The 13,658-nt window shown below is 71.1% G+C and carries 14 protein-coding genes; 11 read left to right on the top strand and 3 right to left on the bottom strand.

The window, feature by feature from the left end; all coding sequences use genetic code 11:
- Positions 1-295 precede the first annotated feature (295 nt).
- A complete protein-coding gene (locus ACIG5F_RS16230; protein WP_396518496.1) occupies positions 296-895 on the bottom strand; it encodes a hypothetical protein in 600 nt (199 codons plus the stop codon).
- Between the two features lie 106 nt (positions 896-1,001).
- The gene (locus ACIG5F_RS16225; protein WP_396518804.1) at positions 1,002-2,249 is read right to left on the bottom strand and encodes an isochorismate synthase MenF; all 1,248 of its coding nucleotides are present in this window, start codon (positions 2,247-2,249) and stop codon (positions 1,002-1,004) included.
- Between the two features lie 66 nt (positions 2,250-2,315).
- Here ACIG5F_RS16225 and ACIG5F_RS16220 point away from each other — a divergent pair, with 66 nt between their 5' ends.
- A complete protein-coding gene (locus ACIG5F_RS16220) occupies positions 2,316-2,822 on the top strand; it encodes a DUF3592 domain-containing protein (RefSeq protein ID WP_396518495.1) in 507 nt (168 codons plus the stop codon).
- On the opposite strand, the gene ACIG5F_RS16215 is transcribed toward ACIG5F_RS16220, so the two are convergent.
- Positions 2,755-3,624, bottom strand: coding sequence for an inositol monophosphatase family protein (locus ACIG5F_RS16215; RefSeq protein WP_396518494.1), 870 nt, complete (start codon positions 3,622-3,624; stop codon positions 2,755-2,757). The two genes, ACIG5F_RS16220 and ACIG5F_RS16215, sit on opposite strands and share 68 nt — an antisense overlap.
- A gap of 177 nt (positions 3,625-3,801) precedes the next feature.
- Here ACIG5F_RS16215 and ACIG5F_RS16210 point away from each other — a divergent pair, with 177 nt between their 5' ends.
- From ACIG5F_RS16210 to nuoE, 10 genes are all read left to right on the top strand, one after another.
- Positions 3,802-4,926: a glycosyltransferase family 4 protein gene (locus ACIG5F_RS16210; protein WP_396518493.1), complete on the top strand. Its 1,125-nt coding sequence runs from the start codon at positions 3,802-3,804 to the stop codon at positions 4,924-4,926.
- Positions 4,917-6,026 (top strand): glycosyltransferase, encoded by a 1,110-nt coding sequence (locus tag ACIG5F_RS16205; RefSeq protein ID WP_396518492.1) that lies wholly within the window; start codon positions 4,917-4,919, stop codon positions 6,024-6,026. Before ACIG5F_RS16210 ends, ACIG5F_RS16205 begins: the two co-directional genes overlap by 10 nt.
- Before the next feature lie 14 nt (positions 6,027-6,040).
- Positions 6,041-6,730, top strand: coding sequence for a demethylmenaquinone methyltransferase (locus ACIG5F_RS16200; protein WP_396518491.1), 690 nt, complete (start codon positions 6,041-6,043; stop codon positions 6,728-6,730).
- Positions 6,731-7,233: 503 nt separating this feature from the next.
- Positions 7,234-8,043: a hypothetical protein gene (locus tag ACIG5F_RS16195; protein ID WP_396518490.1), complete on the top strand. Its 810-nt coding sequence runs from the start codon at positions 7,234-7,236 to the stop codon at positions 8,041-8,043.
- A gap of 45 nt (positions 8,044-8,088) precedes the next feature.
- Positions 8,089-9,369, top strand: a complete 1,281-nt coding sequence (locus ACIG5F_RS16190; RefSeq protein ID WP_396518489.1) for a geranylgeranyl reductase family protein — start codon at positions 8,089-8,091, stop codon at positions 9,367-9,369.
- A 429-nt stretch (positions 9,370-9,798) separates the two neighbouring features.
- The gene (locus ACIG5F_RS16185) at positions 9,799-10,200 is read left to right on the top strand and encodes an NADH-quinone oxidoreductase subunit A (RefSeq protein ID WP_211764937.1); all 402 of its coding nucleotides are present in this window, start codon (positions 9,799-9,801) and stop codon (positions 10,198-10,200) included.
- A 16-nt stretch (positions 10,201-10,216) separates the two neighbouring features.
- The gene (locus ACIG5F_RS16180) at positions 10,217-10,828 is read left to right on the top strand and encodes a NuoB/complex I 20 kDa subunit family protein (protein WP_396518488.1); all 612 of its coding nucleotides are present in this window, start codon (positions 10,217-10,219) and stop codon (positions 10,826-10,828) included.
- Positions 10,829-10,837: 9 nt separating this feature from the next.
- Positions 10,838-11,605, top strand: a complete 768-nt coding sequence (locus ACIG5F_RS16175; protein WP_396518487.1) for an NADH-quinone oxidoreductase subunit C — start codon at positions 10,838-10,840, stop codon at positions 11,603-11,605.
- Positions 11,602-12,924, top strand: a complete 1,323-nt coding sequence (locus ACIG5F_RS16170; protein WP_396518486.1) for an NADH-quinone oxidoreductase subunit D — start codon at positions 11,602-11,604, stop codon at positions 12,922-12,924. The genes ACIG5F_RS16175 and ACIG5F_RS16170 overlap by 4 nt, the downstream gene beginning before the upstream one ends.
- Positions 12,921-13,655: an NADH-quinone oxidoreductase subunit NuoE gene (nuoE, locus tag ACIG5F_RS16165; protein ID WP_396518485.1), complete on the top strand. Its 735-nt coding sequence runs from the start codon at positions 12,921-12,923 to the stop codon at positions 13,653-13,655. The genes ACIG5F_RS16170 and nuoE overlap by 4 nt, the downstream gene beginning before the upstream one ends.
- The last annotated feature ends 3 nt before the right edge of the window (positions 13,656-13,658 follow it).

Below are 13,658 nucleotides of genomic sequence, written 5' to 3'. Positions count from 1 at the left end.
GCCCGCCCCGCCCCCCCCCCCCCACCCCCGCCCCCCCCCCCCCCCCCCCCCCCCGCGCCCGGGCCCCCGGGCGGGGGGGGGGGGGGCGCGCCCCGCCCCCCCCCCCGCCCCATCCACCGGTTATCCACAGCTTTCGCACTTGTCCACACAGTTGTCCACAGCCCTGTCCACACCCGCCCGAGCGACGACACCACCCGCCAACCCCTGATATCCTCGACTCGGAGCCAGCGGCCCTAGGGCGCGCTTGGAAGTGAGCCCGGGTGACCCGCCGGACGACGGGAGCCCGGGTTTCGCGCTATCCGGGGTCGGTGACCACCTCGATCACGTGCGCGGCCTCGAGAATCGCCCACTGCTCGGTCTGGTCGTGCACGAGCGCGGTGGTGTACGTGCTCACCAGGAAATCGGCCAGCCACAGCAGTTCGTCGCCCACCTTGGTGACGTGCGTGACCCCCATGCCCGAGCTGATCGTCCGCGACCGGATGAGGTGATCACGAGTGCGCCGGTCGTGCTTGTCGCCCCCGGCCCGTGATTCCACCACGACCCGCTCGACCCGTTCGCCGTGCTGCAGTCGGGGGAGCAGCCAGCGAAGCAACCGCCGCCGTGCCCGCTCCGTCTCGGCCGCCGTGGTTTCCGAGGTGACGACGATCGCGCCGGTGAAGGGCAGCTCCGCCATCTCGCGGACGATCTCCATGCGACGTTCGAAGCTCTCGTCGTGCTGATGCAGGTAGGCCTGGCCCGGGAGCAACAGAGCTCGCAAGCGCTTGCGGAGGAGTGGGTGGTCCGTCTCCTCGGTGAGCACGGCGGCCATGCCGTACAGCCGGCGTCCGTCGGGCAGTCGGCCGCCGCTCTCGTCGATGTGCGCGTAGATCTCCACCTGGTTCCCTTGCTGGTCCAACCAGCAAGGGTAGCCCGATCTTGTCGATAACACGTTCGAGTGAAAGCGCTCAAGCTCGCGGTCGACGTGGTGATTCCGAGCAGTGCTCGGCGGGGCCCGTGCGCTGCTAGTCGGCGCGCTCCAGGGCGTCCCGGATGGGGATCATCTTCGCGGCGGCCTCGGCGACCTCGGTGTCGGGATCGGAATCGGGCACGAGGCCGCCGCCGGCGAACAGGCGCACGCTGGACCCGTCGACCTGGGCGCACCGCAGCGCGATGCCGAGCTCGCCGTCGCCGTTGGCGTCGACCCAGCCGACCGGGCCGGCGTATCGGCCGCGGTCCATGCCTTCGAGCTCGGTGATCGTGGCGACGGCCTTGGCCCGCGGAGTGCCGCCGACGGCGGCGGTGGGGTGCACGGCGCCGGCCAGCCGCAGCAGCGAGGACTCGCCGGCCAGCTCACCGGCGACGTCGCTGGCCAGGTGCATGACGTTGGGCAGCCGCAGCACGTGCGGTCGCGGCGAGACCGACATCGACGAGCAGAACGGCCGCAGCGCCTCGGCCAGCGACTCGACGGCGTAGGTGTGCTCGCCCTGGTTCTTGGCCGAGGCCAGCAGCTCCTGGGCCAGCTCGTCGCCGGTCAGATGTTGATGCACGCCGGCATGCGGCCACATGGTGCCGGCCAGCACCCGCGAGTACACCCGCGAGTCCTGGCGCCGCATCAGCATCTCCGGGGTGGCCCCGACCAGGCCGTCCACCGAGAAGACCCAGCAGCTCGGATACTTCGCGGCCAGCCCGTGCAGCAGGAACCGCGGGTCGACGTCCTCGTCGGTGTTGGCGATCAGGTCGTGCGCGAGCACCACCTTGGCCAGCTCGCCGTTGCGCATCCGCTTGACCGCCTGGGTCACCGCGTCCCGGTAGTCGGTGACCGGCAGCTCGCCCTGGGAGTAGGCGATCGTGGTCGGCTTGCGCACCGGCTCGACCGGGTGCACCTCGGCCGGCTCGCCGATCTCCGTCACCCACGTGACACCGTCCCGCCGGCCGACCAGCACCCGCGGCACGACCAGCACCGACGAGCCGGGGTCGTCGGCGAACGCCATGCTGACGAACGCGACCGGACCCGTGCCGGGCAGCCCGACCTCGTCGACGCAGTCGATGCCGGCCGCGTACTCCCGCCACCAGCGGTCGGCCTGCTCGAACCGGCCCGCCCCGGACGGCTCGAACCGGGCGGCCTCGCCCCATCCGACCAGTCCCTCTCCCCGCATCACCCAGGCCAGCGCGCCGTCCGCGGACGGCAGCAGCCGGACCAGGTCCTCGTCGGTCGCCACCACCCGGCTGCGGGCCTGGAGACCGGTGGCGCGGGGATTCGGAGCGGTCATCACGCCTTCGAGCGTAGAGCGCACTTCGCCGGGTCGTGACTCCGAGCAGGCCTACACTCGGGCGCTGTGGTGGAGAACGCAGTCGCGAACCGACCGGGCGAGCCGGCCGGACAGCGGCGCTCGCGCTGGGCGTTCCTCGGCCTGGACAAGCTGCCGACGGGCCGTCGGGCCTGGCTGATCGGCGTGGTCACGGCGGCCGTGCTGATCACGGCCATGAGCCTGCTGCTGATCGCCGGGGCCTGGCGGGACGACCACGCCATCGAGGGCAACCTCGGCCACACCGACGCCGATGTGCTCTCCGTCGCCTTCGACCGCACCGTGGTGAGGTTCACCACTCCCGACGGCGCGACCCACAGCCCGCCGCTGGGCGTGCTCTATCCGCAGGACCTCCAGGCCGGGCAGCGGGTGCAGGTCGAGTACGACACCACCGACCCGGACGACCTGGTCCGCGTGGCCGGCCGGGACTACCGGCTGACCTTCCTGCCGTTCGGGATGCTGGTCGGCATCACATGGGCAGTCGCGGCGGGACTGATCTGGTGGCTGCGACGTCCAGGGACTCCTGCCACCACGTGAGCACCTCGTCGGCCACGCCGGGGGCCGCGACCAGCAGACCGTCCAGGGGCAGCGGATCGCCCGAGCCGCGCCGATCCAGCACCACCGCGCCGGACTCCACGGCGAGCGCGACCGCGCCGGCCACGTCCCACTCGTGGTAGCTGTGCAGCACGGCCGCGGCGGCATGGCCCAGCGCCACCTGCGCCACCGACAGCGCGGCCGAGCCCAGCACGCGCACGCCGGCCCGGGCCTTGGCGGCGCGGGCGATGAAGCTGTCCATGCCCGGCCACGGGCCGGTCTTGGTCCACTCCGTGCACATCACGGCCCCAGCCACCTCGGTCTTGTCGATCAGCTTGACCGGCGTGCCGTTGGCCCGGGTGCCGCGCCCGCGAGCGGCGGCGTAGATCTGCGCGCGGTACGGGTCGGCCACCACACCGACTACCGGGCCGTGCTCGTCGAGCAGGGCGAGGCTGTAGGCGCACCAGGGGATGCCGGCCACGTAGTTGGTGGTGCCGTCGACCGGGTCGACCACCCAGCGGTAGGGCGCGGCGCTGATCTCCTCGTCCGCGCCGAAGGCGTCGCCGTGCACCGGGATGCCGGGGAACTCGCTGGCCAGCACCCGGCGGGTGTGGCGTTCCAGGGTGCGATCGGTGTCCGTGACCCAGTCGAAGGGGGAGTCCTTGGACTCCGGCCGAGCGCCCCGGCCGGCGGTCGCCGTGATCACGTCGGAGGCGTCGTTGGCCAGTCGGCCGGCGACCTCCAGTGCCCGGGACAGCAGCCCGGGATCCACCGGCTGAATCGATCGGGAGGACAAGAGGGTCACGCCACCCGAGCGTGAACGCGCTCGGTGTCGCCGACGAGAATCAGAGGTGACGTCCCGGAGATCACCAGATCAAGTCTGCGGACCGCCGGGCCGCGCGCCAATGGCTGACCTGAGGATTTCGGGCAGCGTTCGCCAACCGGTCACCCTGCGTACGGGATCGGCGCGGACGCTGGGCGGGTGCGCGTCGCGATCGTCACCGAGAGCTTCCTGCCGCAGGTCAACGGGGTGACCAACTCCGTGGTCCAGGTGCTGGCGCACCTGCGCCGGCACGGTGTCCAGAGCCTGGTCGTCGCGCCCGGAGCGGGCCCCGACCGGCACGAGGACACCCCGGTGGTGCGGCTGCCGGCCGTCGAGTTCCCGTTCGTCAGCTCCATGCCGGTCGGCCTGCCGACCCGCAAGGTGCTCACCGCGCTCGCCGACTTCCGGCCCGACCTGGTGCACCTGGCGTCACCCTTCGTGGTCGGCGCCCGGGGCCTGTCCGCGGCCCGCAAGCTCGGGCTGCCGACGATCGCCGTCTACCAGACCGACATCGCCGGCTTCGCCGGCTCGTACGGGCTCGGACTCGGCGCCCGGACCGCGTGGCGGTGGACCAAGCGGCTGCACTCGCTGGCCGGCCGCACCCTCGCGCCGTCCACCTGGGCCGTGCGTGAGCTGCGGGAACGCGGCGTGCCGCGGGTGCATCGGTGGGGTCGGGGCGTGGACGCTGAGCGCTACCACCCGCGCAAGCGGGACCAGGCCCTGCACCGGCAGTTGGCGCCCAACGGCGAGCTGCTGGTCGGTTTTGTGGGCCGGCTCGCGCCGGAGAAGCGCGTGGACCGGCTGTCCGCGCTGAACGACGTGCCGGGCGTGCGGCTGGTCGTCGTCGGGGCCGGACCGGACGAGCAGGTGCTGCGGGACAAGCTGCCCGTGGCCGCGTTCCTCGGCATGAAAACCGGTGAGGAGCTGGCCCGCGTGTACGCGAGCCTGGACGTCTTCGTGCACACCGGCCCGCACGAGACGTTCTGCCAGACCGTGCAGGAGGCGCTGGCCTCCGGGCTGCCGGCGATCGCGCCCGACGCCGGCGGGCCGTCCGACCTGATCGACCACGGCCGCACCGGGTTCCTGCTGCCGCCGTGGGCCGACGAGGAATTCGCCGCCGGCCTGCGGCGAAGTATCGACCTGCTGCGCGACAGCGACACCAGGGCCGCCTTCGGTGCGGCCGCCCGGCGGGCCGTGCAGGCCAGGACCTGGCCCGCGGTCTGCGACGAGCTGCTCGGGCACTACAACGAGCTGCTCGACCAGCCGGAGTCGCGGTGCGCGTAGTCCAGCTCGCCAACTTCTACGGACCACGATCGGGCGGACTGCGCACCGCACTGCACCACCTCGGCGCCGGCTACGCCCTGCGCGGGCACGAGGTGTTCCTCGTCGTTCCCGGCCGCACCCCCTCGTGCGAACTGCTGCCGAGCGGCGTCAAGCGGATCACCCTGCGCGCACCCGTCATCCCCGGCACCGGCGGTTACCGTGCCGTCGACCCGTGGCGGGTGCACGCCCTGCTCGACCGGCTGCGGCCGGACCGGCTGGAGGTCTCCGATCGGCTCACGCTGCGGGGCATGGGGCACTGGGCGTCTCAGCGCGGCGTGCCCAGCGTCGTGATCTCGCACGAGCGGCTGGACCGGCTGCTGGAGCAGTTCCTGGTGCCGCACCAGCCGGCCGTGCGCGGCGCCGACTGGGCGAACCGGCGGATGGCCGCCAGCTACGACACCGTGGTCTGCACCACCGACTTCGCCCGTGAGGAGTTCGACCGCGTCGGGGCCGCCAACGTTCGCCGCGTTCCCCTGGGCGTCGACCTGCGGGAGTTCACCCCGTGCCGGCGTGACCGGTCCGTCCGCGACGACCTGGCCCGCGGCGCGTCGGCGCTGATGGTCCACTGCGGCCGGCTGTCGCCCGAGAAGCACGTGGAACGCAGCATCGACACCGTCGCCGAGCTGCACGAATCCGGCTTCCACGTGCGGCTGGTCATCGCCGGCGACGGGCCCCGCCGCGAGGCCCTCGAACGCCGGGCCGCCGGGCTGCCGATCACCTTCCTCGGCTTCGTCTCCTCCCGGCCCCAGGTCGCCACCCTGCTCGCCTCCGCCGACGTGTCCCTGGCCCCAGGTCCGCACGAGACGTTCGGGCTGGCCGCCCTGGAGGCCCTCGCCTCCGGCACCCCCGTTGTCGTGTCCGCCTCTTCCGCCCTGCGAGAGATCGTGGCCCCCGGCTGCGGCGCCGCCGTCTCCGACCACGCCCCGGCCTTCGCCTCCGCCGTCACCTCCCTGCTGGCCGACCCCGAGCCCGACCGCCGCGCCGCCGCCCGGGCCCGGGCCGAGGAGTTCCCCTGGCCGGCCGCCGTCGACGGGATGCTGGCCGCCCTGCGGGCCAGGTGACATAGGCTCCGTCTATGTCGCGCGCCGGCTTGGACAAGAACCCGCACGAGGTCGCCGAGATGTTCGACGGCGTGGCCAAGGGCTACGACCTGACGAACTCCGTCATGACCCTCGGGTTCGACCGGCGGTGGCGGGAGTGGACGCGCCGCACCCTCGACGCGCGGGCCGGGGAGAAGATCCTCGACCTCGCCGCCGGCACCGCCGTGTCCACCGTCGAGTTCGCCAGCGCCGGCGCCTGGTGCGTCGCCGCCGACTTCTCCCTCGGCATGCTCCGCAGCGGCGCCCGCCGCCCCGTGCCCAAGATCGCCGCCGACGCCCTGCACCTGCCCTTCGCCGACGGCGCATTCGACGCCGCCACCGTCTCCTTCGGCCTGCGCAACTTCCAGGGCACCGTCGAGGCCCTGCGCGAGATGGCCCGCGTCGTCCGCCCCGGCGGCCGCCTCGTCATCTGCGAGCTGTCCAAGCCCACCTGGAAGCCGCTGCGCCAGCTCTACAGCAACGTCGCCCTCCGCGCCCTCCCCGTCATCGCCCGCCCCGTCGCCTCCAACTCCGACGCCTACACCTACCTCGCCGAATCCATCCGCGACTGGCACGACCAGCGCACCCTGGCCATGCTCATCGCCGAGGCCGGCTGGGAAGACGTCGCCTGGATGAACCTCACCGGCGGCATGGCCGCCCTCCACCGCGCCACCAAGCCGCAGTAGCTTTTCCCCGCCCCCGCCCCCGCCCCCGCCCCCGCCCCCGCCCCCGCCCCCCACCCCCCGCCTCAGCTTCGGCGCAGCACCGCTCGATGCGCCACTTTTTCGCCACATGCGCTTCCCACTTGCGCCCCAGTGCCACATAGGAAGCGCACGTGACATCTCTCCCGACTGCGGGCGGGCGTACGACGCCGTGGGTTGCCACATGCGCTTCCTATGTGGCGTCTGGTGACACATGAGAAGCGCATGTGACAAAAAGGTGCCCTGTGGATAAGTGGGGGCGTTGGGGTGCTGGAGGTGGAGTTGTCCACAGGTGCGCGAAGGTGGTGGCGTCTCGCGCGTGCGTGGCCATCATTGGGTGAGTGACGAAACACAGCAGGCTTGACGATGGCTGGTTGTCGGCGATGTTTCCCGAGTCCGTGGCGTGTTGGACGGACCTGGTGCACCTGGGCGTCGATCAGTCGCTCCCGGCTCGTCGGTGCCGGCCGGGAGGTGGCTGGACGAGGCTGTTGACGGGTGTCTACCTCCTGACCGGAGGGGTGCCGAGCCGCCGCCAGATGGTGGTGGCCGCACTGCTACGGGCCGGACCGAAGGCGGTGATCACCGGCGTCGAAGCGGCGCGGCGGCACGGCGTTCACCGACTCCCGGTCGACGGCCCGGTGCACGTGCTGGTGCCGCCGGACAGTCGGCTGGCCAGCCAGTCGTTCATGCTGGTCGAACGGACGAAGCGGCCATGGCTGACGACGACTGTGGACGGAGTTCCGCTGGCGAGCCCGGCGCGGGCGTTGATCGACGCGGCGAGGCGGGACGGGCGGCTCGACATCGTGCGAGCGATGCTGGCCGACGGAGTGCAACGTGGCATCTGCACAGTCGGCGACCTGACCCGGGAACTGGTGCATCCCAGGCTGCGCGGCACGGCATTGCCGAGAATCGTCCTCACCGAGGTCGGTGACGGTGTCCGGTCCACGGCGGAGGCATGGGCGCGCAGGCTGATCTTGAGGAGCAAGCTGCCGGCACCGGCCTGGAACGCGGAACTGCGCGACAAGCACGGCCATCGACTCGCCGTGGTGGACGCGTGGTGGGCGGATGTCGGTCTGGCCTGGGAGATCGACTCGACGGAGTTTCATCTGGCGCCGGCGGACCACGAGCGGACGACCCGGCGGCACTCCGCGCTGACCGCCGCCGGTGTGCTGGTGGTGCACACGGTGCCATCCCGACTGCGCCGGGATCCGGCCGGTGTGCTGCGTGATCTGTGCGGTGCGTACGCCAGCGCGGCGGCCAGAGCCGTAGCCGCGAACCTGCCCGCTGGTGGCCGTTAGACTCACTCTGACCTGCAAGTGAACGAATTCACGAGGGAGTCCGGCATGAGCACGCCCAGCCGAGGCCAGGCCGGCGACGACGCCGACGTGATCGTGGTGGGGGCCGGGCCTGCCGGCTCGACCGCGGCGACGTACCTGGCGCGGGCCGGGTTGGATGTGCTGTTGCTGGAGAAGAGCACGTTCCCGCGGGAGAAGGTGTGCGGGGACGGGCTGACGCCCCGGGGCGTGAAGCAGCTGATCGACCTGGGCATCGACACCCGGGAAGAGGCGGGCTGGCTGCACAACAAGGGTCTGCGGGTGATCGCCGGCCAGACGCGGCTGGAGTTGGCGTGGCCGGAGCTGGCCAGCTTCCCGCCCTACGGGGTGGTGCGGCCCCGGCAGGACTTCGACGAGATGCTGGCCCGCAACGCGCAGAAGTCGGGGGCACGGCTGCATGAGGGCGTGACCGTCACGGAGGCGATCCGGGACGAGCGCCTGGGGCGCATCAAGGGTGTGAAGTCCAAGGGCGGCAAGGAGTTCCGCGCGCCGGTGGTGTTGGCCTGCGACGGGGTGTCGGCCCGGCTGGCGCTGTCGATGGGCATCGAGAAGCGGGACGACCGGCCGATGGGCGTCGCGGTGCGGCGGTACTACAAGAGCCCCCGCACGCACGACGACTACCTGGAGTCGCACCTGGAGCTGTGGGACCGCACGGACCCGTCGAAGCCGGTGCTGATGCCGGGCTACGGCTGGCTGTTCGGCATGGGCGACGGCACGGTCAACGCGGGCCTGGGCATTCTGTCGACCTCGAAGGCCTACGGCCGCACCGACTACCGAGCGCTGATGAAGACGTGGCTGGACGGCACGCCGCAGGAGTGGGGCTACCGCGAGGAGAACGCGATCGGCAAGATCGGCGGCGCGGCCCTGCCGATGGGCTTCAACCGCACCCCGCACTACCGCGACGGCCTGCTGCTGGTGGGCGACGCGGGCGGCATGGTGAACCCGTTCAACGGCGAGGGCATCGGCTACGCCATGGAGTCGGCGAAGCTGGCGGCGGAGTGCGTGGTGCAGGCGATGGCCCGCCCGGAGGGCATGTCCCGCGAACACGCCCTGCACGCCTACCCGACCCGCCTGCGCGAGGCCCTGGGCAGCTACTACCGGCTGGGCACCATCTTCTCCAAGCTGATCGGCAACCCGACGATCATGCGCACGGCCACCCGCTATGGCATGCCGCAGGAGAGGCTGATGCGGCTGGTGCTGAAGCTGCTCGCGGGCCTGTACGACGAGAAGGACGGCGACGCCATGGACCGGGTGATCACGCTGGCCACGCGGCTCGCGCCGGCGGTCTGAGATGATGATCACACCTGTCCGGTCCGACCTAGTTGATCACACTGGGTGATCGGACATCCGCCCAGCTCAAAGGCCTGGAAAATCCCCTCGCACGAGGGGATTTTTCATTTTCCGGCCATTGTCGGGAAATGCGTGAAAACACCCGATCGGCGTAGTCGAACGTCACCCGACATGATCTTGAAGATGCCCGGTTGTCAACCCCCTGGGCGACCCTGGGGAGGGGGGCGTACGCTCGGCTCGCTTGTGAACTGGTTCACAAGCTTGTGAAGAATTTCACAAGGACGGCCAACGGTGGCGGTCGGAGGTGCCGGTGAACGCGCAGGTCGGGGCGGTGCAAGTTAGGTCTGCCTTACCGAAGGTGCGGCGAACGTCACCCCTAGGGTTCCGTCACGAGGCCGGTGATCGGCCCCACACGGAGGAGACGAAAAGGTGCTGAACGTCGCTGAAGCCGCAGCGGCCCCCTCGGCTCTGGGGGCCTATGTCCCGCTGGTGTGCCTGTTCGTGCTGGCGGCCGCATTCGCGTTGTTCTCGGTGACGGCGGCGCCGTTCACCGGACCCCGCCGCTACAACCGGGCCAAGCTGGACGCCTACGAGTGCGGGATCGAACCCTCCCCGCAGCCGATCGTCGGCGGCGGCCGGATGCCGGTGGCGTACTACCTCACCGCGATGCTGTTCATCCTGTTCGACATCGAGATGGTCTTCCTCTACCCGTTCGCGGTGAACTCCGACGCCCTGGGGCTGTTCGGGGTCGTGGAGATCGTCCTGTTCATCGCAACCGTCGGGTTCGCCTACGCCTACGTGTGGCGCCGCGGCGGCCTGGACTGGAACTGACCTAGGGAGCGGCGAGATGGGTCTTGAGGAGAAGCTCCCCAACGGGATCCTGCTGGCCAGCGTGGAGAAGCTGGTCAACTGGACGCGCAAGTCGTCGCTGTGGCCGGCCACCTTCGGCCTGGCCTGCTGCGCGATCGAGATGATGACCACCGGCGCGCCCCGCTACGACCTGGCGCGCTTCGGCATGGAGGTCTTCCGGGCGTCGCCCCGCCAGGCCGATCTGATGATCGTGGCCGGCCGGGTGACCAACAAGATGGCCCCGGTGCTGCGCCAGATCTACGACCAGATGCCGGAGCCCCGCTGGGTGCTGGCCATGGGCGTGTGCGCCTCGTCCGGCGGCATGTTCAACAACTACGCCGTGGTGCAGGGCGTCGACCACGTGGTCCCGGTCGACATGTACCTGCCGGGCTGCCCGCCCCGCCCGGAGATGCTCATCGACGCCATCCTCAAGATCCACCAGAAGATCATGGACGAGCCGCTCGGCGCCAAGCGGGCCGCGCAGCTGGTGGCCTCGGGCCACCGCACCGTGCTGGAGCCGTCCTCGGTCCACTACGGCAAGCCGGGCAGCAAGAAGTTCCAGGGCCCGGTGGACCCCAGCCACCGACACATGCTCACCGCCGGGGAGTGACGCGTTCCCGTGACTGACGACAAGCCCACCACCACTCCCGAGACCGGCGGCGAGCAGTCCAGCGCCGACCGCCCGGACGCCGGACTGGAGCCACGCGGCGCCGAGCCGGCCGGCGGCCCGCTGTTCACCGGCAAGGCCCGCAAGGGCATGTTCCACATCTCCGGCTCGGGCGACACCTCCGGCTTCGGCGGCCTGCGCCTGCCGGCCCACGTGGCCGCGCCCAGCGAGCGGCCCTTCGGCGGCTGGTTCGACGAGGTCGCCGACGAGCTGCTGGCCGCGATCAACGAGCAGGACCTGCCGGCCGACACCGTGCAGCAGATCACCGTGGACCGCGGCGAGATCACCTTCTACATCCACCGCGACCAGCTGCTGAAGGTCGCCCGCATCGTGCGCGACGACCCGGCGCTGCGCTTCGAGCTGTGCAGCTCGGTGTCCGGCGTGGACTACGGCGCCGACGTGCCGCAGCGGCTGCACTCCGTCTACCACCTCACGTCGATGACCTACCGCCGCCGGATCCGGCTGGAGGTCTGCGTCGACGTCGACGACGCGCACATCCCGTCCGTTGTCGAGGTCTACCCGACCGCGGACTGGCAGGAGCGCGAGGCCTGGGACATGTTCGGGATCGTCTACGACGGCCATCCCGCGCTGACCCGAATCCTGATGCCGGACGACTGGGACGGCCACCCGCAGCGCAAGGACTACCCGCTGGGCGGCATCCCGGTCGAGTACAAGGGCGCCGAGATCCCGCCGCCCGACCAGCGGAGGTCGTACTCATGAGCAGCACCGAAGAGGACCTGTACGCGAGCTCGCGGGAGACCACCGAGGGCACCGTCTTCAACGTCTTCGGCGGTGACTGGGACGAGGTCGTCGAGGACGCGCTCGGCAACGAGCGCATCGTGATGAACCTCGGCCCCCAGCACCCGTCGACGCACGGCGTGCTGCGGCTGGTGCTGGAGCTGGAGGGCGAGACCGTCACCCAGGGCCGCACCGTCATTGGCTACCTGCACACCGGCATCGAGAAGAACGTCGAGTACCGGAACTGGACCCAGGGCGTCACCTTCGTGACGCGCATGGACTACCTGGCGCCGCTGTTCAACGAGGCCGCCTACTGCATGGCGGTGGAGAAGCTGCTCGGCGTCGAGGCGCCGGAGCGGGCCAAGGTCGGCCGCGTGCTGCTGATGGAGATCAACCGCATCGGCTCGCACCTGGTCGCGCTGGCCACCGGCGGCATGGAGCTGGGCGCGCTGACCGGCATGACCGCCGGCTTCCGCGAGCGCGAGGAAGTCCTGCACCTGCTGGAGTTCCTGACCGGCCTGCGGATGAACCACGCCTACATCCGGCCCGGCGGCCTGGCCCAGGACTTCCCGGTCGACGCGGTCGAGAAGATCACCGACTTCGTCAAGCTGATGAAGAAGCGGCTGCCCGACTACGACAAGCTGCTGACCGGCCAGCCGATCTGGAAGAACCGGCTGGCCGGCATCGGCGTGCTGCCGGTGGACGCCTGCCTGGCGCTGGGCATCACCGGCCCGATCCTGCGCTCGGCCGGCCTGGCCTGGGACATGCGCAAGGTCGAGCCGTACCTGGGCTACGAGACCTACGACTTCGAGGTGCCCACCTCGACCGACGCCGACTGCTACGCCCGCTACCTGCTGCGGCTGGAGGAGATCCACCAGTCGCTGCGGATCATCGAGCAGGCGGTCAAGCGCCTGGAGCCGGGCCCGGTCATGGTGGAGGACGCCAAGATCGCCTGGCCGGCCCAGCTGACCATCGGCCCGGACGGCATGGGCAACTCCCTTGAGCACGTCCGCAAGATCATGGGGCAGTCGATGGAGTCCCTGATCCACCACTTCAAGCTGGTCACCGAGGGCTTCGCGGTGCCGGCCGGCCAGGTGTACGTGCCGGTGGAGTCGCCGCGCGGCGAGCTGGGCTACCACGTCGTCTCCGACGGCGGCACCCGGCCGTTCCGCGTCCACGTGCGGGAGCCAAGTTTCGTGAACCTCCAGTCGATGCCGGCGATGAGCGAGGGCGGCATGGTCGCCGACGTCATCGCCGCGGTGGCCTCGATCGACCCGGTGATGGGTGGGTGTGACCGGTGACCTCTGATCTCTCCGACGACCTGTTCGGCGCGGAGCTCGCGGACAAGGCCAAGGCGATCATCGCCAGGTACCCGCGGTCCCGCTCGGCGCTGCTGCCGATGCTGCACCTGGTGCAGTCGGTCGAGGGCTACGTCAGCGTGGACGGCATCGCGTTCTGCGCCGACCAGCTGGACCTGACCACCGCCGAGGTGAGCGCGGTGGCCACCTTCTACACGATGTACAAGCGCAAGCCCTGCGGCGAGCACCTGGTCAGCGTGTGCACCAACACGCTGTGCGCGGCGCTGGGCGGCGACGACATCTACGACCGGCTCCGCAAGCACCTGGGCTCGAACGGAAAGCCGTTGGGCCACGAGGAGACCTCGGGCGAGCCGGGTGAGCCCGGCTCGATCACGCTGGAGCACGCCGAGTGCCTGGCCGCCTGCGACCTCGGCCCGGTGCTCCAGGTCAACTACGAGTTCTACGACAACCAGACCCCGGAGTCGGCGCTGGACCTGGTCAAGCAGTTGCAGGCCGGCAAGAAGCCGGACCCGACCCGGGGCGCGCCGCTGACCGACTTCCGTCAGGTCGAGCTGCAGCTGGCCGGCTTCCTGGACGACCGGGAGTCCGATGTGGACGGTCCGTCGGCCGCGCCGGAGACGCTGCGCGGAGCCAAGATCGCGCACGAGAAGGGGTGGACCGCGCCGGCGATGCCGGACTCGGTCTCCTTCCCCGCTCTGCCGGAGAAGAAGTGAGGG

The sequence above is a fragment of the Kutzneria sp. NPDC052558 genome, assembly GCF_044547355.1.
GTDB lineage: Bacteria > Actinomycetota > Actinomycetes > Mycobacteriales > Pseudonocardiaceae > Kutzneria.
This window is presented reverse-complemented; position numbering and strand designations above follow the sequence as displayed.